Source organism: Arthrobacter sp. 1088, assembly GCF_031455315.1.
GTDB lineage: Bacteria > Actinomycetota > Actinomycetes > Actinomycetales > Micrococcaceae > Arthrobacter.
The window spans coordinates 1-18413 of the sequence record NZ_JAVDSM010000008.1 but is presented as its reverse complement, the minus strand read 5'-3'; the positions used below and the strand labels follow the sequence as shown (position 1 = coordinate 18413).

Here is an 18413-nt window from a genome sequence, read left to right as displayed (position 1 = left end):
GTGAGTCTCGACGTCAAGCGGGCCACACCCCCACCATTGGGTCGGAAGACCGAAAAGCCGGATCCCAGTAATCGAACTCTGTCCAAACGACGGTTCAGCGCCCGTACGGCTTTTACCTTGCTGGCCTTCCTGGCACCGGCCGCCTTGTTCGTAGGGGTATTCACGTACTACCCCATGATCTCCGGGAGCCAGATGGCGTTCCGGAACTGGAACCTGAACGACCTTTCGGACACATCCTGGGTTGGTTTTGCCAATTTCCAGAGCCTGTTCGATGCTCCTGAATTCGGGACAATCGTCCGGAACACTGTGGTGTGGGTTGTTGGCTCGCTGGTTCCCCAAGTGGTGATTGGTTTCGCGGTGGCGCTGTTCCTGAAGCGCCGGTTCAGGATGCGTGGAGCCTACCAGGCGATGATCTTCTTCCCGTGGGCTGTATCCGGCTTCCTCATCGGGATGCTTTTCCGGTGGATGTTCAATGCCGAATTTGGAGTGGTCAATGACCTGTTGATGAAGGCGGGGCTCATTAGCTCGCCCATTCCGTGGCTGTCCGATCCCGGCTTCGCCATGACGGCAATCATCATTGCCAACATCTGGTACGGCGTCACGTTCTTTGCCATCATGATCCTCGCCGCCCTGCAGTCGGTGTCCGACGAAATGTACGAGGCCGCTGCCTTGGATGGCGCCGGAAAGGTAAGGACGTTCTTAAGTATCACGCTGCCGAGCATCGCAACTACTTTGGCACTTACCATCCTTTTGCGAGTGATCTGGATCTTCAACTTTCCGGACATCATCTTTGCCATGACCGGCGGTGGACCGGCCGATCAAACCCACATCATCACCACCTACATGATCAAAATTACGCAGGAGGGTGACTACGGAAAAGCGTCCGCGCTCGGCTTGATCGTGGTGCTCACCCTGATGCTGTTCGCTGCCTTCTATCTCATGGCTGTCCGCTTTCGAAAGGGAGCCCGATGATCAACACTCCGACGCTCGCAGGCAGGATTTCCAAGGTTGTTTTCCTGGGGTTGTGCCTGGTCGCCACCGTTTTCCCGTTGTACTGGATCGTGGTGACGTCCCTGAAGGAGCCGGGGGCCATCTATTCGCTGCCACTGGATTACTGGCCGCGGCAATTGTCCTTGGACAACTACATCGGGCTCTTCACGAAGTCCGACTTTGGCCAGTACATGCTCAACAGCCTCGTGGTTGCGCTGGTGGCCGCCTCGGTGGCAACACTGATTTCGCTGCTCTCCGCTTACGTTCTGGCGCGGTTCCATTTCTCCGGACGCGGTGCCGTGCTGGGGGCGTTCCTGGTGACGCAGATGATTCCCGGATTTATTGCACTGGGTCCCCTCTACCTCATGATGACCGACTTCGGACTCGTGGATTCCAAGACCGGGCTGATCCTGATCTATATCGCGATCTGCATTCCGTTCTGCACCATCATGCTCCGTGGCTTTTTCGAGAATGTTCCTGACGCGTTGGAGGAAGCCGCCATGATTGATGGCTGCTCCAGGCTGAGTGCACTCTTCAAGGTCATTGTTCCCGTGATGCTGCCCGGCATCGCAGCGAGTTTCGTCTTCAACTTCGTCAATTGCTGGAATGAATTGTTCTTGTCGGTGACCCTGATGAACAGCGACAGCAACAAGACCATTCCGACGGCATTGGCCGGCTTTATCTCCAGTTTCAACATTGACTGGGGTTCCATGTCGGCCGCTGCGGTTCTGACGGTGGTTCCAACACTGGTGATCTTCGCCTTCGCCAGTAAGTTCATCGTTCAGGGACTCACGGCGGGTTCAGTCAAAGGCTGACGCAAACGCACCAGAGTCTAGGTCGCAGCAGTGCGCGTTTGGGGCGCCCTAAACGCGCTTAAATGCGACCCAGTTGGGAGCCCGACGCCGGGTCACGCCTTTTTCTTGGCCCGCGTCTTTGGCTTGCTGGCAGTTTTGCTGGCGGCAGCGTCGTCGTCGGCCGCTTTTTCCTTGCCGCGCTTCTTGTCCAGGCTCCGTTTCAGCGCCTCCATGAGATCGATGACGTCGCCGCCTTCCCCTTCGCCTTCCGTGACGCCGAACGTGGCCTCCGTATCCAGTGCTTCGCCCTTTTCGAGCTTGGCCTCGATCAACGTTCGGAGCTGCACCTGGTAGTCGTCGGTGTATTCTTCGGGGTCGAAGTCGTGGGCCATGGAATCCACCAGGGCGGAGGACATTTCCAGTTCCTTATCGGAGATCTTGATGTCCGTCTCAAGCGAGGGGAACTTGGCCTCCCGGACTTCATCGCCCCAGAGCAGGGCCTGCAGAAGGAGTACGTCCCCGCGTACGCGCAGGGCTCCGAGCCGTGTCTTCTGCCGCAGGGCGTACTGGACAATTGCAATCCTGTCCGTGTCCTCAAGTGTCTGCCGCAGCAACATATAGGCTTTGGGGGATTTGGAATCCGGCTCCAGGAAATAGCTGCGCTCGTACATGATCGGGTCCAGTTGCTCGGCAGGGATGAATTCCACTACCTCAATTTCGCGGCTGTTCTCTTCTGGCAAGGACTTCAATTCGGCCGCTGTGAGAACAACTGTGCGGCCTTCCTCTTCGTAGGCCTTGTCGATATCTTCGTATGCAACAACTTCGCCGCAAATTTCACACTTCCGCTGGTACCGGATGCGTCCCCCGTCCTTATTGTGGACTTGGTGAAGGCCAATATCGTGGTCCTCCGTGGCGCTGTAAAGCTTCACTGGTACGTTGACCAGACCGAACGCGATAGATCCCTTCCATATGGCCCTCATGCACCCAGTCAACAGCACAAGACAGCAGAGGAGAAGAGGTGGCAGGCAAGCAACAGGAGCGGGTGAACGTGGAAGGCCACGAGCTGACCCTCACCAACCTGGGCAAGATCATCTACCCCGAGACCGGGACAACCAAGGCCGAAGTCCTGGAATACTATGCCGCAGTCGCCCCGTTCCTCATTCCTGCCGCCGCCAACAGGCCCGTCACACGCAAGCGCTGGGTCAACGGGGTGGGCACTGCCGAGCACCCCGGACAGGTGTTCTTTCAGAAGAACCTCGAAGACTCCGCGCCCAAGTGGATCCCCCGCACGGCCATCCAGCACTCGGACCACACCAACGTCTACCCCATGGTCAACAACCTCGCCACGCTTACATGGATGGCACAGATAGCATCCTTGGAGATCCACGTCCCGCAATGGCAGGTTGACGCTGAGGGTAATCCGCTCCGGCCCGACCGCTTCGTCCTGGATCTTGACCCCGGTCCGGGCGCAGGCCTGCCTGAGTGCGTTGAAGTGGCCAAACTTGCCCGCTCCATCCTGCAGGACATGGGCATGGAACCGGTACCAGTGACCAGCGGCAGCAAAGGAATCCACCTTTATACCGGGCTGGAGGGGACCCTGAAGTCCGAGCAAGTATCGGCCTTCGCCCATGAGCTGGCGCGTGCCCTTGAGTCCGACCATCCCGAGCTGGTGGTCAGCGACATGAAGAAATCCCTCCGCCACGGCAAAGTGTTGGTGGACTGGAGCCAGAACAGCGGGAACAAGACCACCATCGTCCCTTACTCACTCCGCGGTAAAGCCCATCCAACGGTCGCGGCGCCGCGCACGTGGCGCGAACTCTCCTCGAGCACCCTGGACCATCTTGATTACACGGCGGTGATGAAGCGGGTCAAGACCGGCAAGGACCACTTCGCCCCTATCTCGTCACGGCACCTCCCGCCGCACGGAGAGTATACGGATGATGACGACGGCGCTGGAGCCCGCAGCGGTTCGGCAACCCGCAGCGGTTCGGCCGGTTCCCGCGAGCGCGTGGTGACCGTGGAAAACCGTCTCGCCAAATATGTGGGGATGCGCGATCCGGAGAAGACCCCGGAGCCGTTCCCGGCGTCGTCGGCTGCTTCTGCCTCGGCGACGACGGGAGGATCTTCCTCTGACCAGCCGAAGCCCGGCGACCCTGCACCGCCCGGCGGGATCTTCGTCATCCAGGAGCACCATGCCCGCCGCTACCACCTGGATCTGCGGCTGGAGCACAACGGCGTCCTTGCGTCGTGGGCTTTGCCGCGCGGCGTTCCGGAGACGCCCGACCGGAACAACCTTGCCGTGCATACGGAAGACCATCCGATGGAATACGCGGACTTCGCTGGCGTCATTCCCAAAGGTGAATATGGTGCAGGGACCATGACTATTTGGGACCGTGGGGAGTACACGTGCGAGAAATGGCGGGACGGCAAGGAAGTGATCGCCACGCTAACGGGCCAGCCAGGAGGTGGACTGCACGGGACCAAACGTCTGGCACTGATCAATACGGGCGACCGTTGGCTTATCCACTTGATGAAGGAGCAACCCGGAGGACGGCTTCGGAAGGGCACCGCCAGTCCTCCCGACAAGGTCGCCCCCGTCGCGGCATCGAGGCCAGCCGCTCCCCAGCCAATGCCGAACTACACTCCCATGCTTGCCACGTCCGGCACCGTCGCCGACCTTCGCGGCGAGGACTGGCTGTACGAACTGAAATGGGACGGAATCCGCGCCATCATCACCGGCACCGAGGGCAGGATCCGTCTCATGAGTCGCAACGGCAACGATCTCACTGCCACCTACCCCGAACTAACAGACCGATCATGCTGGCCCGACGGCGATTTCGTGGCCGACGGTGAAATCGTGGCACTTGGAAAGGGTTCGCGGCCTGATTTTGGCCGTCTGCAGCTCCGTATGAACCTGGTGAAGACCGCTGACATCGAACGAGCCCGCGCTTCGGTCCCGGTGCAGCTCATGCTCTTTGATTTGTTGTACGACGGCGGCACGGATCTGAGCGGGCTTCCTTTCCGTGAGCGTCGGGAGCGGCTTGCCGCGTTTGCCGGGGGCTTGCGCACGGGCTGCCCGCTTCACCTTTCGGCGGTGTTGGACCACGACGTCGACGACCTCATGGCAAGCGCGGCTGAACTCGGCTTGGAAGGGGTGATGGCGAAGAAGGCAGATAGCCGCTACGTGGTTGGCAGGCGTAGCCGCTCGTGGATCAAACTCAAGCTGGAGCAGAGCCAGGAAGTGGTTGTTGGTGGCTGGCGACCCGGCGCGGGTGCCCGGAATGGGACCTTTGGCTCGTTGCTGTTGGGCATTCCGCAGGGCGGGAAGTTGCATTACGTGGGCCGGGTGGGCACCGGGTTCAAGGAGTGGCAGCTGAGGGATGTCATGGAGAAACTGGAGCCCCGCCTGATACCCGATTCCCCGTTCGCCGATATCCCGCGCGAGGATGCTGCGGGTGCCCGTTGGGTAGATCCGGAGCTGGTAGCCGAAGTGACCTTCGGAGAATGGACCGGCCCGGGCAGGCTACGGCATCCCGTGTGGCGTGGGTGGCGTCCTGACAAGTCCCCGGAAGACGTAAGCCCGCCCAACTAGGTCGCACTTGAGCGCGTTTTGAGAGTCCTAAACGCGCTGTGCTGCTACCTAGTTGGGCTGGCTATGTTCGGGTGGCTGCGCTCAGGAGGAGTGCGGCATCTGCGGGCGGCTGGTCCGGTGGATTGCAGTCACGGCTGCACCCTGGCCCACTCGTCCATGGGCTTGGTCGCGGTCCTTCGGGTGCCGGCGTTTGCCGCTACCGTCCGGCCAGTGCTGCTCCTGGTCCAAACCCAGGGTTACATCGATGGTTGCCGGCTCAGGCATGGGAGCCATATCCATGGCCTCCACCAAGTGGCTGGCAACCTCAGGATCGATGTTTTCATCTTGATGCTTTGCAGTCATGGTTCTTCCTTTCCACAGTGAAACGAAGGAATTTCAATACTAGGTGGGCTGTCGATGGTTGTCTGCAGGATTTATCTGCATCCAGGAATCACCAACGGACCTTCTTCTCCGTCTTGGCCTGCTTGCCGCTGGTGGACGTGGGCTTATGGCCCTTGCCCGTGCTTTGCCAGCCAGCAGGAGCGCCTCCGCCGGACTTGCTGGCGAGCATTGCCTTCTGGGCATCGGTCAGTTTGGACTTGATGCCGCCCGAGGCGGACTTCGGACTTCCCGATGCTGCGGGCTCAGAGGTGTTGTTTTCGGAAGGATTGGCAGTCATAAAAGTGGACTCCTCTTCAGGTGTGAGTCCTGGAGAAGCACCAAAACCATGGCGTTGCGGTTCGAGAAAATAGCGTCGACAACGGGAACGGCATGGAGGCAGGGCCTCAACAGGCGTGGATTTTTGTCAGGTGAAACTCGGCTGTGCCGCTGCGGGCAGATGCCGGTCTACTCAAAAATCAGTGTTCCCATGCGTCATACCCTAACCAAGAATCGCCGCTTTTGTGAACCCCTCGGCTAGCATGGCACCCGTGACCTGGAGAATGTCCGTCGCCACCACCCTCCGCCATGCCGGATGCGTCTTCGCGGAGGAGGAAGCGCAACTCCTCATTGAGGCCGCCACGAGTCCAGACCATTTGGACTACATGGTGGATCAGCGCGTCAAGGGAATGCCCTTGGAACACATCCTCGGTTGGGTGGACTTCTGCGGGAGCCGCATGGTTGTTGAACCCGGAGTATTCGTCCCACGGCGTCGCACGGAGTTCCTGGTGCGCCAGGCGGCGAAAGTCGCATCGCCGGGTGGCGTCGTCGTCGATCTTTGCTGTGGCTCGGGGGCGATCGGTGCGGCACTCAGCGATCTTCTGGGGAGCTGCGAGCTGTACGCCGCTGACATTGATCCGGCTGCGGTGGGCTGCGCGCGCAAGAACGTGGAGCCCCGTGGCGGGCGCGTTTTCCAAGGCGATCTATACGACGCCCTCCCCCTTGAGCTCCGGGGACGTGTGGACGTGGTGCTCGCCAATGCGCCGTACGTCCCCACGGGTTCCATCGGCATGATGCCGCCTGAGGCGCGCTTCCATGAACCGATGATGGCGCTCGACGGCGGTACTGACGGTTTGGATGCCCAGCGCCGGGTTGCGCTTGGGGCACCTGGGTGGTTGGCCCCGGGTGGGTGGATCCTGATCGAAACGTCACGGCAGCAGTCAGTTGAAACGGCCGCACTCCTGAGGGCGTCGGGGCTGTCCGCGACGGTGGCCTCGGACGAAGGATTGAATGCCACCCTGGTGATCGGCTCCCCAAGGAGCCGCTGAACCGTCGGCTTTCGGGGCTGAAAGCCCGCTCGTCGATCCGATGCTTCTGCGCAATACACACCTTTGCGCGGGCTTTTTTGGCCGTAGAAGTCAGATTTCGAGGACAGACAGAGACAGTGAAGGTCACTCGTTTTCAGCTATGGCAGCTTCCAGGATCTGTGGTGGAGGCAGTACATTCAGCGGCTCCCTGAAAAAGGGCGTCAGTTGGCTTCCCACCCTGCCGTCTTCGCCACCGCCAACGCGGCAAATTTGGCAGTCATTGTCGAGTTACCCCGCGTGAGCTTCCTAATCGTGAGATCTTCGGCTTTGGCGTTCGCAAGCCGCAGGTTGTTGGCAGACTTGTGCAGCGCCTACTTCGTCTTCTCCAAGTGTTTGATCGCTTCGTCAATACGCTGGATCGCCTCCACGAAACCGTGGGAGGCGAGCCTCCAGTTGCGACCGAACGCGTCCTTGAAATCGTCAATGTGCTGCTCGAAGTTTGTGATATCCAAGTTCTGTGCCTTGCCCAGCGCGAGCTCGGTCTTGTACTCAAGCGTGTTCATCGCGGCGTTCCGCAAATGGAGTCTATGGCGCCCCGATTCGCGGAGGCACGGCTCTAGCTCGAAGCCGAGTCCTAGGGCTGCACAATAAGCCGACTGGCCCGGCATGACGGAGACGCCGTCCGTGCCTCCCTCAGCCCCTTTGGTGATTTCCTCGTCTGAAACCACGCCGACGTGTCCGTTGCGATGTCTCCTGGCCGATACGCTGGAGTCATCAGGCAAGAGCCTGCTGTGCCGTTAATGAACAAAGACCCGAGCGCAATCGGGTCTTTGTTCAGCGCGGTGCGCTCATTGGTGCGGTCAGAGGGTCATATCCTCAAATCCGAACACTTTGAGTGTATGGCCCTACGCACGTAGGGCGCAACGCCGTTGTGCCCATAGACACGTGCAGGCCGTGCCCTGTTCCTCTGGGAGGAGGTGCCGGCGTGGAATCCAAACGGAAACGCGGAGAACCATGGGGCGCCTGGAACCTGGCGGTCAACATCATCCGACTAGTCGTTGATGTCGTCCGCCTGTTCTGGCACAACATCCCCTAACCGGGAGCGGTGGCCATCTGCATACTGCTGGTGGCCACCGTCATTGCCCAACAGACTTGTTCTACTCGGCACCTGCTCGGCGGTGCGTTTTCGTGGACACGATGACCCGCGCGGCGGCTCGCAAATCATCAGTTTTTGGCCTCTACTGGGCCCTGTTAAGTGGGCTTGGCTAAACAATTTGGTAACAACGTGCCCGGGAGGGCAAAAATGGCCCGGCTTCCGCGCCGTTGCAGGGCAAAAGCAGGTAATGAGATGCAACACAGCTAGGCAATTTGCATCCCAAAACGGCCCAAAAATCGGATCTCAACTGGGGTTTGGGCGGTAAACCCCGTAAAATTGAACACCTGCCCAGAGCGGGGCAGCAGAAGTCGCAAGCAAATGACCTCCCTAGGAGAAGCCCAAATGCCCATAGACCAAAGCAAGATCGTCTCTCCGGATGGCGCAAGGAACGTCATCGGAAACACGGAATCAACCCACACCCCGGCCGCTTCCAACACTGTAAAGAACGTTAAGAAAACGAAGCTCCGCCCGAAGCGCCGGTTGAAGGAATCCGACGTGAACGTTGTGGACCAGCCGATGCTGAAGAAAGCACTCGGCGGCACGATCGTCGGCAACACCATGGAATGGTACGACGTCGGCGTGTTCGGCTACCTCATCACCACCATGGGCCCCGTCTTCCTTCCGGAAGCGGACAAGTCCGTCCAGACACTCTTTCTTCTCGGCACCTTCGCCGCAACCTTTATCGCCCGCCCGCTTGGCGGCGTCGTCTTTGGTTGGCTCGGCGACAAAGTGGGCCGCCAGAAGGTGCTCGCAGCAACACTGATGCTGATGGCGGCAAGCACTTTCGCCGTCGGGCTTTTGCCCGGCTATGCGCAGATCGGCATCTGGGCCGCTGCGCTGCTGGTAATCCTCAAGCTCGTCCAGGGCTTCTCCACCGGCGGTGAATACGCCGGTGCCACAACCTTCGTGAGCGAATATGCCCCGGACAAGCGCCGCGGATTCTTCGCCAGCTTCCTGGACATGGGCAGCTACATCGGCTTCGCCCTCGGCGCCGCGCTGGTTTCAGTCCTGCAGCTCACGCTCGGACAGGCAGCCATGGAGGAATGGGGCTGGAGGCTTCCGTTCCTGATCGCCGGCCCCCTCGGCCTGATCGCTGTGTACTTCCGGAGCAAGATCGAGGAATCCCCGCAGTTCCAGGCCACCCTGGACGCCCAGGAAGCCATCGCCAAGGACGCCGCGGCACAAGATGCCAACGTCGCCAAGGGCCCGGTTGGCATCATCAAGGCCTACTGGCGCCAAATCGTGCTGGCCATGATCCTCGCAGCGGCGGCCAACACTGTTGGCTACGCCCTGACCTCATACATGCCTACATACCTCACGGATTCCAAGGGCTACGATCCCGTTCATGGCACCCTGTTGACCATCCCGGTCCTGGTGATCATGGCACTGTGTATCCCGCTTACCGGTAAGTTGTCCGACCGCATCGGCCGCCGTCCAGTGCTGTGGATCGGCGCGGGCAGCACCATCGTGTTCTCCGTTCCCGCCTTCATGCTGATCGGCATCGGCGATATCTGGTCGACACTGGCAGGCCTTGCCCTGATCGCGTTCCCTGTGACGTTCTACATCGCCAACCTGGCCTCGGCCCTCCCGGCACTGTTCCCGACGTCCAGCCGCTACGGCGGAATGGGTATCGCCTACAACTTCTCGGTGGCCATCTTCGGAGGAACCACCCCGTTCATCGTGCAGGGCCTCATTGAGGGTACCGGCGACGACATGATGCCTGCCTACTACTTGATGGCAACGTCCATCGTGGGTGCGATCGCCATCTACTTCCTGCGTGAATCAGCCCAACGTCCGCTGCCCGGCTCCATGCCCAGCGTGGACACTACGGCCGAGGCCCGCGAACTCGTAGCAACACAGGACACCAACCCGCTCATCAACCTGGACGAGATGCCGTTCGACGGCCAGCCAATTGATGATGAAGTGTTCGGCCGCCGGGACAAGGATCTGGCTCCCGCCTAGGGAACACTTGCCTGCAACTTCTGAGCAGCGCTTTCCGATAGTTCGCGGCCCCGCCGCCCACAGTAGCCACCAACGCCAAGGCGCTCTCCTTGGGTTGGTGGCTACTGCTGTTCAGGGCGCGCTCATACCCCTAATCCCGTTCCCAGACCGCTTTCGCGTTGTTGCCCAACGACTTAAAAGCGGCCGGGCAACTTAATAGCGGCCGGGCAACGGGACTCCGAATCGGTCAGGATCCGAGCAACCGCTTAACAGCCATGCCGATAATCCGCGCGCCCTCCGGAAATCCGCCAGGATTGGGGCCGGCGTAGTTGAGCCGTATGTACGGGCCTTCAGGCTCCGCCGGGAACCACTCCGTTCCGGCGGCAATGAGGACCCCGCCCGCTTCGCAATCCTTGGTGAGCTGATCGACGTCGAACCCGTCCGGCATCCGCAACCACAGGTTCAAGCCGCCTTTGGGCAGATGGCTGAGGTGCGCCTCTGGCACGTGATCGCGGAGACTGGTGACCAACAGGTCGCGGCGCGACTGCAGCTGATGGCCCAGGCCTCGAAGGTGCGTCATCCAGCCGGGCTGAGTGACGACGTCGAGCGCTGCAGCCTGGAGCAGCCCGCTGACGTACATCGACTCCGCGGCCTGCGCGCCCATGATGCGTTCCCGCGCGGGTCCACGGGCGATAATCGCTGCCACGCGGATGGACGGGGAGACGCTTTTGGTCAGCGAGCGGATGTACACCACGTGGCCGGAATCGTCCCGGGCGGCGAGCGGGACGGACTGCGCGGTGATGCCAAAATCGTGGGCCCAGTCGTCCTCCACAAGGAAGGCGCCGTGCTGCCGCACAATCCGGAGGACCTCCTCGCACCGTTCGGGTGACCATTGGGCACCCGTGGGGTTGGCAAAGTTGGGCTGGGCATAGAACATCCGGGCTCCTGATTCCTCGAAAGCCCTCCCGAGCTCCTCCGGATCCGGCCCCTCAGGACCGGACGGCACCGGAATGACCCGAACGCCGGCCTGGCCGGCGGCCAGCAGCGCCCCCCAGTAACTGGGCGACTCCACCAGCAGTGGCCGGCCATGTCCCACCAGCCCGCGAAAAATTGAGCTAAGTCCGCTCTGGCTCCCGGGAAGCACGACGACGTCGCTCGGCTGGGGCGGCGTGACGCCAACCGGCGTTGAGGTGCTGAGCTCGTGGGCGAACCAGGATTGCAGTTCGGGAAGCCCCTGCGCGGGTGGCCGCGACAGTGCAGCGTCGCCGCGGGCAGCCCTGGTTAGCGCGGCCCGGACGAGCCGTTCAGGCAGGAGTTCCCGGTCCGGATAGCCGGAGTGGAATGCGATGACGTCGTTCGAAGCGCTGCGCATGGCGCCAGAATTAAGCAGGCGCGGCGTCTGCGCGGCCCGGAGTGCCGCTGTCTGCCAGCCATAATCGGACGGCCTGGCGGTGCGGTATGCCCGCACGAAGGTGCCAACTCCGGGGCGGCTTTCTATGAGGCCTTGGGCAGTGAGGGTCCTCAACGCCTTCTGCACCGTCACCGGACTTGCCTGGTATTCGGCCACGAGTTGACGGGTGGATGGCAGTTTGGCTCCCGGCGCGGCCCCTGCGATCCATTCCTTTACTCGCGAGACAATCCGGGAACTGCTATCGTTATTCATGAGTCACAATAGTAGCGCTACTACACTTTCACGGCCAGTGGTATCCAGGCGGACGTCGACTGGCATCTGGTGGGGCCTTCTTGGCGTTGTCGCATTCTCGTTCACGGTGCCCTTCACCCGGGTCGCCGTGGAAGGCCTATCTCCGCTGTTCATCGGGGCAGGCAGGGCCGTTGTTGCGTCCATTCTTGCAGCGCTGGCCTTGGGCCTGACCCGCCAACGCTTTCCGCAGGGCTTCCAGTGGGTTCGACTGATTGTGGTGGCCGGTGGGATCGTTGCGGGCTTCCCCTTGCTGACAACGTTCGCACTGACATCCACCACCGCAAGCCACGGAGCCATCGTCATCGCGCTACTGCCTGCGGCCACGGCAACGGTAGCGGTGATCCGGGGCCGTGAACGTCCGCGGCTCCTGTTCTGGATCCTGACTGCCATAGGTGTTATCGCCGCGCTGGTTTTCGCGCTGGTTCAGTCCGGCGGTTTCGGTCAGCTTCATTGGGCCGACCTGTTGCTCCTCGGCGCCGTGATTGCGGCAGCAATAGGCTATGCAGAAGGAGGTCTGCTGGCGCGCGAACTCGGCCCGTGGCAGACAATCTCGTGGGCGCTGGTTGTCGCCTCTCCTGTCATGCTGCTGCTGACGGTCCTGTCACTGGGATCGGGAGCGCCCTCTGCTACACCGGTTCAGTGGTTGTCCTTCGCCTACCTGGGAGTTGTGAGCATGTTCCTCGGATTCTTCGCCTGGTACCACGGCCTGGCGATCGGACCCATGGCACAGGTCAGTCAGATCCAACTGGTCCAACCGGTCATGACCATCGCGTGGGCAAGCCTGCTTTTGGGAGAGTCGATGACGTGGACCACCGCGGTTGGCGGGCTCGCCGTGATCCTCTGTGCAGGCGCCGCTGTCCGCGTAAGGCTCAACCCGCTGTCGAATCCCTGACGCTGCCACGCCAAGTCTCGTAGACTCGGCGCATGCCTGACGCAACTGTAGGTTCGATCCATCACCTTGAGATCTGGGTGCCGCACCTTGAACGAGCCCGGGAGGAGTGGGGCTGGCTCTTAGGCGAGCTTGGTTACAAGCCTTTCCAGGAGTGGCCCACTGGCTGCAGCTGGAAGCTCAATGGCACGTACGTGGTGGTGGAAGGCACGGATGCCATCACCGGAACGGCCCACCGGCGCACTGATCCCGGGCTCAATCATGTGGCCTTCCATGCCGGCACCCGGGAAAATGTGGACCGGATCCGCGCGCTCGGTGCCGACGCCGGGTGGTACGAGATGTTCGAGTCGAAGTACCCGCACGCCGGCGGTCCGGACCACTACGCGGCGTATTTGATCAACACTGACAGTTACGAAGTTGAGTTGGTGGCTGAATAGTAGCTACGTCGGCGGAACCACAGGACGCCACATGGCGACCCGAGGCCAACGCGTCAGCCCCAACTCAGCTTCGTGCTCCATGAGCCTGGCCAGCTCAGGACCCCAGCTGCCGGCGTCGAGCGTTTGGAACCCCAACCGCCGGTAATACGGCGCATTCCACGGCACGTCGCGAAAGGTACTCAGGGTCTGGCGCTGCATGCCATGCCCCCTTGCCCACACCCTTGCCGCATGCAGCAGTTCGCGGCCGAGTCCTTGATGCGCTTGGTCCGGGTGCACGCTAACTTGCTCCACGTGCGCGTTGCCATCAACAATGTCCGTCAATAGATACGCCAAGGGGTAGTCCAGCCCATCAACCCACACCCAGGCACGCCCGGCACCTACGTAGACGTTCATCTCGTCCAAGGAGAAGGGTTCGTCGTCCGCGATCTGATCCATGCCCAGTCCCCGAAAGGCTTCCCCCGCCGCCCGTTCGATGTCCTGCAAACGCGGCAGATCGTCTGTTCGAGCTAGCCGGATCACCGTTTATCCAGTGCTGGAGGTGCCTGTCCTACGAGGAACCCATTGCGGGCTTCGATCAAGTCCTGCAGGTATCTGGCCAGAACCAGCTTCTCCAGCAGGCGGCCCAGCGGCCCGAACGGGGCAGCGAACTCCACGGTGTCCACCATCAGCGTCCCGCTGCCGTCCTGCCGGAATTCATGGGTGTGGCGGAGGTACTTGAACGGGCCGCGCACCTGCTCGTCAGTGAACGACGCCGGTGCGTCCATATGCGTGATGCGGCTGGTCATGCGGAAACGGACTCCGAGGTGCCACGCCTGCCAGGTGACCTGCTCGCCTTCCGAGATCAGGCCTGTCGTCACGCCGCCTATGGCCTTTTCCCTGCTTTTGGTCATCGACCCCACATGGGCGTCGATGTTTCGGGAGAGGTCGAACAACTCCTGCGGTGACATGGCGGAGCGGGTTCGGCAGACGAAAGCTACGGGCATACCTTGATCTTCCCAGACTCTGCCGGGCAGCGCTCCAGTGTTGCTGTTACCTTCCCACGAGGCCCATGTGTTGATCGTTGTAGCGGTTGCCTTGCACCCCGATCCGGCTGGCCATGGCATCCAGATCGGCGACTTCATCAGCGGAGAGCGCAACCGTGGTTGCGGCAGCATTTTCTTCAAGTCGTTCCCGACGCCGTGTGCCCGGGATCGGGACGATCCATGGCTGCTGCGCGAGAAGCCAAGCCAGCGCGATCTGACCGGGTGATGCACCTTTCGAGGCGGCGAGTTCGGCCACATGATCCACCAGGGCCTGGTTGGCCGCCCGGTTTTCTGCGGTGAATCGAGGGATAGTGCCGCGGACGTCACCTGGCGAAAATTGGGTGGACGGATCCACCGTACCCGTGAGGAATCCCTTGCCGAGTGGGCTGAACGGGACAAAGCCGATGCCGAGTTCCGCGAGGGCGGGCAGCACCTCCGGTTCCGGATCCCGTGTCCACAACGAATACTCACTCTGGACAGCGGTCACGGGAAAGACTGCGTGGGCCGCGCGAATAGTGGTGGCTGATGCCTCGGACAGGCCGAAATGCCGTACTTTACCGGCCTGGACCAGCTCACCCACAGCTCCCGCGACGTCCTCGATGGGCACGTTGGGATCAACACGGTGCTGATAAAAAAGGTCCAGGGTTTCCACCCCAAGCCTGCGGAGCGACTCGTCCGCCACACGTTTGATCCGTTCAGGAGAACTGTCCAGCCCAACGGACTTGCCGTCTTCGATCCGCCAGCCGAATTTTGTGGCAATGACTACCTGGTCTTTGATAGGAGCAAGCGCCTCGCCGACGAGTTCCTCGTTGACGAACGGCCCGTACACCTCGGCCGTGTCAAAGAAATTGATTCCGATCTCCACTGCTTCGCGGAGCACCTTGATCATCGCCGCCCGGTCCCCCGGATTTGGGCCGTAGCTTTGGGACATGCCCATGCAGCCAAGCCCGATGGCGGAGACCTCCAGGCCTTGCCCAAGTGTCCGTGTGTGCATGATGCCTCCCTTTGCTTCGAATAACCCGTTTGATCCAGTCAACAACCTTCCCAAGCCATTTGGGAGGCACTGACGTAAGGGGTACTGCCAGTGCCTTGCTACGGGTTGTGACCGGGCTTATGGCGGGCCAGCATGGCCTCCTGATACTTTTCGATACTGATAGTTCACCCATAAGCCTTGAATGATTGGTGGTGTTTTCCCTGCCCGCATTCATGGCGCATGCCCGGGAGCTCCACAGGCTGGGGCCGCCAAACAACGACCGCCTGTCGGCGGTTCGGGTGGCCCTCAGTGTCGCAGTTCCGGGGCTGGTCCTGATTCTCGTGGGCCGTCCGGACCTCATGATGTATGCGGTGTTCGGCGCGCTCACCGGAATGTACGGACGCAACGAAGCCCACCAACTGCGGCTCAAACACCAAGCCCAAGCCGCGCTTGTTCTGGTTGGCGGGCTCACGATCGGCACGCTTCTTTCCGTCAACCACATCCATTCCTGGTGGCTGGTGCTGGTGGCGACGCTCTTTGCCGGCGCAGGTTCCTTATATGCAGACGCAGTGCGTCTTAAACCGATCGGGCCTTTCTTCGGCATCCTCGCCCTGGGGGCGTGCGCGTCGGTCCCCACCAGCGTTCCGTTCCTGACGGCGGTGCTGATCGGTGCAGCTTCGGCGGCGTTCTCGATTCTGGTCGGATTCGCTGGCTGGCTTCGGCACCGAAGGTGGGAGCCGGGCGCTGCCCGCGATGTCCCCATCCTCCGCGGACCCTTACGGCAATCTGCCCTTGTTCATGCGGCCCGCTACATTCTCGCTGTCAGTGCCGCCGGAGCTTGTGGCGTTCTGAGTGGGAGCGGCCATCCGCATTGGGCCATGGCCGCAGCAGCCGTACCCTTGGCAGGTGCGGACCTCCCGAGCCGCGTCCACCGAGGCATCCACCGCATCGTGGGAACATTCCTCGGGTTGGCGGTGGTCGCCGTCGTACTTTTCCCAAGTCCGTTGTCACCGCTGCAGTATTTCCCCGGCCATGCTGCCATCGTCCTGGCCATTGTGGTGGTCCTTTGCCAGTTCCCCACTGAGCTGTTCATGGCGCGGCACTACGGCTGGGCCATGGTCTTCTTCACGCCCGTGGTCCTGCTCATCGCCCAACTGGCGTCGCCCATGGATCCGGGTGTGCTGGTGATGGAGCGGGCGATCGAGACGTTTGTCGGAGCGGTGATTGGAATCGCGGTAGCGGTGCTGGTCAGGGCACCTGCCATTACGGCTCCTAGGGCTGCAGGGGCCGGCGCGGCGGGCCGGAGGTAAGCTTCGCCGGCAAGATACGCGCAAAGAAGCTAACCACTTTGTATCGACGCGTCGGGATGGAAACAGCCTTGCCCGCGGCGTTGTCCTCCAGCCCTTCCCGCACCACGCGCTCGGCGGTGAGCCACAGGAATCTCGGCGCCACGGACTTATCCATGCCCATGCGGTCGTGGAATTCTGTGTGCGTGAAACCAGGGCACACCGCTGTGACCTGCACGCCGGACTTCGCATATGCAATATTCGCCCAACGGCTGAACGTCACCTGCCAGGCTTTGGCCGCCGAGTAGGTGCCCCTGTTGGCGAAGGCTGCGACGCTGGCAACGTTGATGATCCGGCCCTTGCCACGTGCCAGCATGACTTCCAGCGCCGCGTGGCACAGCTCCATCGGTGTCTGAACGTGAAGGCGTACGTGCCGCTTTTCTTCCTCCACATCGTTCTGCTCGAACGACTTCAAGAGTCCGATTCCGGCGTTGTTGACCAGGACGTCGACGGGTCGCGCCGCGTCCCGCAAGCGGTCAGCCACCAAGGAAACCCCGACGTCGGTAGTCAGGTCGACGGACAGAACCTCCGCCGAGATACTAAAGTCGCGTTCGAACTCCTCAGCCTTTTCCTTGAGGCGTTCTTCATCGCGGGCTACCAGGACAAGGTGGTGTCCGGCTTCGGCGAGCTGGCGCGCGAATTCCGCACCGAGCCCGGCCGTGGCACCGGTGACCAGGGCGGTGAGTTCATTGGCTCGAGTCGTCATGCGCCTAGACTATGCGCTGAAGGCTTATGGCGCCCCTGTCTCTTCGTCAGAGAGCAGCGTGCTCTTCGTCAGAGGGTCGCGTGCGTGGCTTGGTGCCGATGATGGCTAGCGCTATCGAGCCAGTGATGCCAAGGATCCACCAGGGAAATCCGGGGTCTGTTGTGGTGGACGGCAGGGTACGGGGTCCGTCAGCGCTGGTGGGTGCAGTGGTTCGTTCGCCGCGAACCAGGAGCCGGTGGCTGTTGATGCCTTTGGGTGTGCAGGTAATGAGCGTGAGGTAATCCTTGCCCTCAACTTTACGCAAGGCCTCGGTTTGGTCGGGCAGTACCGTGAGGATTTGGTCGACCTTGTAATAGATGGTTTCATCGAGCACGTTGATGCTGAAGACGTCGCCTTCATGGACTTTGTCCAAGTCGTCAAAAAGGGTGGCATTGACGAATCCTGAGTGGGCACTCAAGACACTATGAGTGCCTTCGCCGCCCACTGGCAGCGCGGACCCGAAGAGGTGGCCGGCACCTTTGGAGAGAGTGTCCTCGTCCGTACCGTGGAAGATGGGCAAATCTGCGTGGATGGAGGGAATGCTGATGCGGCCCATCATTCCTCCAGGCCCCACAGCCAACATCTTCTTGTACGCCTCGGAGCCGGCACCAATGGTGGTTTGCTCGCCGGCTTCGTTCAAGGAGTAAGGGTCCCGGAGGGGCCCTGAGGGCAGTTCTTCATTGAACTCCCGGGCCTGGTCCAGGAGGGACTTCTTCGCGGAAGGGTTCATGGTCTGGACAGAGTCCACGTACCCGCTGATCTCGGTGGCATGGACGCGATCCGAGAACCAGGCTGCCGCCGTGGGATAAAGCAGGATCCCGACGCCGATCACCGCCACCACCACGATCAGGAGCCGTTGCCGGCTCCAGGGTCCGGTCAGATACCGGAGTCCACGACGGGTGCGGGTTGGGGCGTGTGTCATCAAGAATCCTGTAGCTGGGGTGAGTCGATTGGAACAGTGCGGCAGTTGTGGAGACTGCAGAAGGGAATGCAAGTGGGGAAGAGCGCCTGGTTGGCGTTCTTCCCCACTTGGGGTTGCTGCGGGGGCCGCGGTAGCGGCGCCCTGCAGTGGGTGTTAGTTGTTGTTGGTGCGGCGGTTGCGGACGAGCATCAGGGCTGCGCCGGCGACGAGGAGGGCTCCTGCTGCGTAGAGGATGCCGGT

18 protein-coding genes are annotated in these 18413 nt (G+C 61.5%); 8 read left to right on the top strand and 10 right to left on the bottom strand.

Annotated features, from left to right (window positions below):
- Both J2Y41_RS13685 and J2Y41_RS13680 read left to right on the top strand, forming a co-directional pair.
- A complete protein-coding gene (locus J2Y41_RS13685) occupies positions 1-972 on the top strand; it encodes a sugar ABC transporter permease (protein WP_309929197.1) in 972 nt (323 codons plus the stop codon).
- A complete protein-coding gene (locus J2Y41_RS13680; protein WP_224166069.1) occupies positions 969-1805 on the top strand; it encodes a carbohydrate ABC transporter permease in 837 nt (278 codons plus the stop codon). The genes J2Y41_RS13685 and J2Y41_RS13680 overlap by 4 nt, the downstream gene beginning before the upstream one ends.
- 92 nt (positions 1806-1897) lie before the next feature.
- On the opposite strand, the gene J2Y41_RS13675 is transcribed toward J2Y41_RS13680, so the two are convergent.
- Positions 1898-2764, bottom strand: coding sequence for a Ku protein (locus J2Y41_RS13675; RefSeq protein WP_224094770.1), 867 nt, complete (start codon positions 2762-2764; stop codon positions 1898-1900).
- A 38-nt stretch (positions 2765-2802) separates the two neighbouring features.
- Between J2Y41_RS13675 and J2Y41_RS13670 the strand changes: the two genes are divergently transcribed.
- The gene (locus tag J2Y41_RS13670; protein WP_309929193.1) at positions 2803-5376 is read left to right on the top strand and encodes an ATP-dependent DNA ligase; all 2574 of its coding nucleotides are present in this window, start codon (positions 2803-2805) and stop codon (positions 5374-5376) included.
- An 81-nt stretch (positions 5377-5457) separates the two neighbouring features.
- On the opposite strand, the gene J2Y41_RS13665 is transcribed toward J2Y41_RS13670, so the two are convergent.
- The gene (locus tag J2Y41_RS13665) at positions 5458-5718 is read right to left on the bottom strand and encodes a hypothetical protein (protein WP_309929190.1); all 261 of its coding nucleotides are present in this window, start codon (positions 5716-5718) and stop codon (positions 5458-5460) included.
- An 88-nt stretch (positions 5719-5806) separates the two neighbouring features.
- Complete coding sequence (locus J2Y41_RS13660; protein WP_309929188.1) at positions 5807-6034, bottom strand: hypothetical protein; 228 nt, start codon at positions 6032-6034, stop codon at positions 5807-5809.
- A gap of 241 nt (positions 6035-6275) precedes the next feature.
- Here J2Y41_RS13660 and J2Y41_RS13655 point away from each other — a divergent pair, with 241 nt between their 5' ends.
- Positions 6276-7061 carry a putative protein N(5)-glutamine methyltransferase gene (locus J2Y41_RS13655; protein ID WP_396133546.1) on the top strand — a complete coding sequence of 262 codons (786 nt, stop codon included), beginning with the start codon at positions 6276-6278 and terminating at the stop codon, positions 7059-7061.
- A 350-nt stretch (positions 7062-7411) separates the two neighbouring features.
- Here J2Y41_RS13655 and J2Y41_RS13650 read toward each other — a convergent pair whose 3' ends face one another.
- Positions 7412-7708, bottom strand: coding sequence for a DUF2130 domain-containing protein (locus tag J2Y41_RS13650; protein ID WP_309929624.1), 297 nt, complete (start codon positions 7706-7708; stop codon positions 7412-7414).
- 830 nt (positions 7709-8538) lie between these two features.
- On the opposite strand from J2Y41_RS13650, the gene J2Y41_RS13645 reads away from it, so the two are divergent.
- A complete protein-coding gene (locus tag J2Y41_RS13645; RefSeq protein WP_309929186.1) occupies positions 8539-10158 on the top strand; it encodes an MFS transporter in 1620 nt (539 codons plus the stop codon).
- A gap of 226 nt (positions 10159-10384) precedes the next feature.
- Here J2Y41_RS13645 and J2Y41_RS13640 read toward each other — a convergent pair whose 3' ends face one another.
- On the bottom strand, positions 10385-11800 hold the full coding sequence (locus J2Y41_RS13640; RefSeq protein ID WP_309929184.1) for a PLP-dependent aminotransferase family protein: 1416 nt from the start codon (positions 11798-11800) through the stop codon (positions 10385-10387).
- On the opposite strand from J2Y41_RS13640, the gene J2Y41_RS13635 reads away from it, so the two are divergent.
- Positions 11799-12731: a DMT family transporter gene (locus tag J2Y41_RS13635; protein ID WP_309929180.1), complete on the top strand. Its 933-nt coding sequence runs from the start codon at positions 11799-11801 to the stop codon at positions 12729-12731. The genes J2Y41_RS13640 and J2Y41_RS13635 overlap by 2 nt on opposite strands.
- A gap of 32 nt (positions 12732-12763) precedes the next feature.
- The gene (locus J2Y41_RS13630; RefSeq protein ID WP_309929177.1) at positions 12764-13165 is read left to right on the top strand and encodes a VOC family protein; all 402 of its coding nucleotides are present in this window, start codon (positions 12764-12766) and stop codon (positions 13163-13165) included.
- Between the two features lie 3 nt (positions 13166-13168).
- Here the strand turns inward: J2Y41_RS13630 and J2Y41_RS13625 are convergent, their stop codons facing one another.
- The 3 genes from J2Y41_RS13625 to J2Y41_RS13615 are packed head-to-tail and all read right to left on the bottom strand — an operon-like array spanning position 13169 to position 15181.
- On the bottom strand, positions 13169-13684 hold the full coding sequence (locus J2Y41_RS13625) for a GNAT family N-acetyltransferase (RefSeq protein WP_396133542.1): 516 nt from the start codon (positions 13682-13684) through the stop codon (positions 13169-13171).
- Positions 13681-14148, bottom strand: coding sequence for an SRPBCC family protein (locus J2Y41_RS13620; protein WP_309929168.1), 468 nt, complete (start codon positions 14146-14148; stop codon positions 13681-13683). Before J2Y41_RS13620 ends, J2Y41_RS13625 begins: the two co-directional genes overlap by 4 nt.
- Positions 14149-14194: 46 nt before the next feature.
- Positions 14195-15181, bottom strand: a complete 987-nt coding sequence (locus J2Y41_RS13615; protein WP_309929165.1) for an aldo/keto reductase — start codon at positions 15179-15181, stop codon at positions 14195-14197.
- 188 nt (positions 15182-15369) lie between these two features.
- On the opposite strand from J2Y41_RS13615, the gene J2Y41_RS13610 reads away from it, so the two are divergent.
- Positions 15370-16470: an FUSC family protein gene (locus J2Y41_RS13610; RefSeq protein WP_396133545.1), complete on the top strand. Its 1101-nt coding sequence runs from the start codon at positions 15370-15372 to the stop codon at positions 16468-16470.
- On the opposite strand, the gene J2Y41_RS13605 is transcribed toward J2Y41_RS13610, so the two are convergent.
- Both J2Y41_RS13605 and J2Y41_RS13600 read right to left on the bottom strand, forming a co-directional pair.
- On the bottom strand, positions 16433-17212 hold the full coding sequence (locus tag J2Y41_RS13605) for an SDR family oxidoreductase (protein WP_309929163.1): 780 nt from the start codon (positions 17210-17212) through the stop codon (positions 16433-16435). The two genes, J2Y41_RS13610 and J2Y41_RS13605, sit on opposite strands and share 38 nt — an antisense overlap.
- 46 nt (positions 17213-17258) lie before the next feature.
- Positions 17259-18173, bottom strand: a complete 915-nt coding sequence (locus J2Y41_RS13600; protein WP_309929161.1) for a class C sortase — start codon at positions 18171-18173, stop codon at positions 17259-17261.
- Positions 18174-18413 lie beyond the last annotated feature (240 nt).

Coding starts and splice junctions, on each gene's coding strand:
- J2Y41_RS13630 (WP_309929177.1), top strand. CDS start 12,764: ATGCCTGACGCAACTGTAGGTTCGATCCATCACCTTGAGATCTGGGTG.
- J2Y41_RS13615 (WP_309929165.1), bottom strand. CDS start 15,181: ATGCACACACGGACACTTGGGCAAGGCCTGGAGGTCTCCGCCATCGGG.
- J2Y41_RS13680 (WP_224166069.1), top strand. CDS start 969: ATGATCAACACTCCGACGCTCGCAGGCAGGATTTCCAAGGTTGTTTTC.
- J2Y41_RS13635 (WP_309929180.1), top strand. CDS start 11,799: ATGAGTCACAATAGTAGCGCTACTACACTTTCACGGCCAGTGGTATCC.
- J2Y41_RS13645 (WP_309929186.1), top strand. CDS start 8,539: ATGCCCATAGACCAAAGCAAGATCGTCTCTCCGGATGGCGCAAGGAAC.
- J2Y41_RS13620 (WP_309929168.1), bottom strand. CDS start 14,148: ATGCCCGTAGCTTTCGTCTGCCGAACCCGCTCCGCCATGTCACCGCAG.
- J2Y41_RS13605 (WP_309929163.1), bottom strand. CDS start 17,212: ATGACGACTCGAGCCAATGAACTCACCGCCCTGGTCACCGGTGCCACG.
- J2Y41_RS13650 (WP_309929624.1), bottom strand. CDS start 7,708: ATGCCGGGCCAGTCGGCTTATTGTGCAGCCCTAGGACTCGGCTTCGAG.
- J2Y41_RS13640 (WP_309929184.1), bottom strand. CDS start 11,800: ATGAATAACGATAGCAGTTCCCGGATTGTCTCGCGAGTAAAGGAATGG.
- J2Y41_RS13665 (WP_309929190.1), bottom strand. CDS start 5,718: ATGACTGCAAAGCATCAAGATGAAAACATCGATCCTGAGGTTGCCAGC.
- J2Y41_RS13655 (WP_396133546.1), top strand. CDS start 6,276: ATGGCACCCGTGACCTGGAGAATGTCCGTCGCCACCACCCTCCGCCAT.
- J2Y41_RS13675 (WP_224094770.1), bottom strand. CDS start 2,764: ATGAGGGCCATATGGAAGGGATCTATCGCGTTCGGTCTGGTCAACGTA.
- J2Y41_RS13600 (WP_309929161.1), bottom strand. CDS start 18,173: ATGACACACGCCCCAACCCGCACCCGTCGTGGACTCCGGTATCTGACC.
- J2Y41_RS13660 (WP_309929188.1), bottom strand. CDS start 6,034: ATGACTGCCAATCCTTCCGAAAACAACACCTCTGAGCCCGCAGCATCG.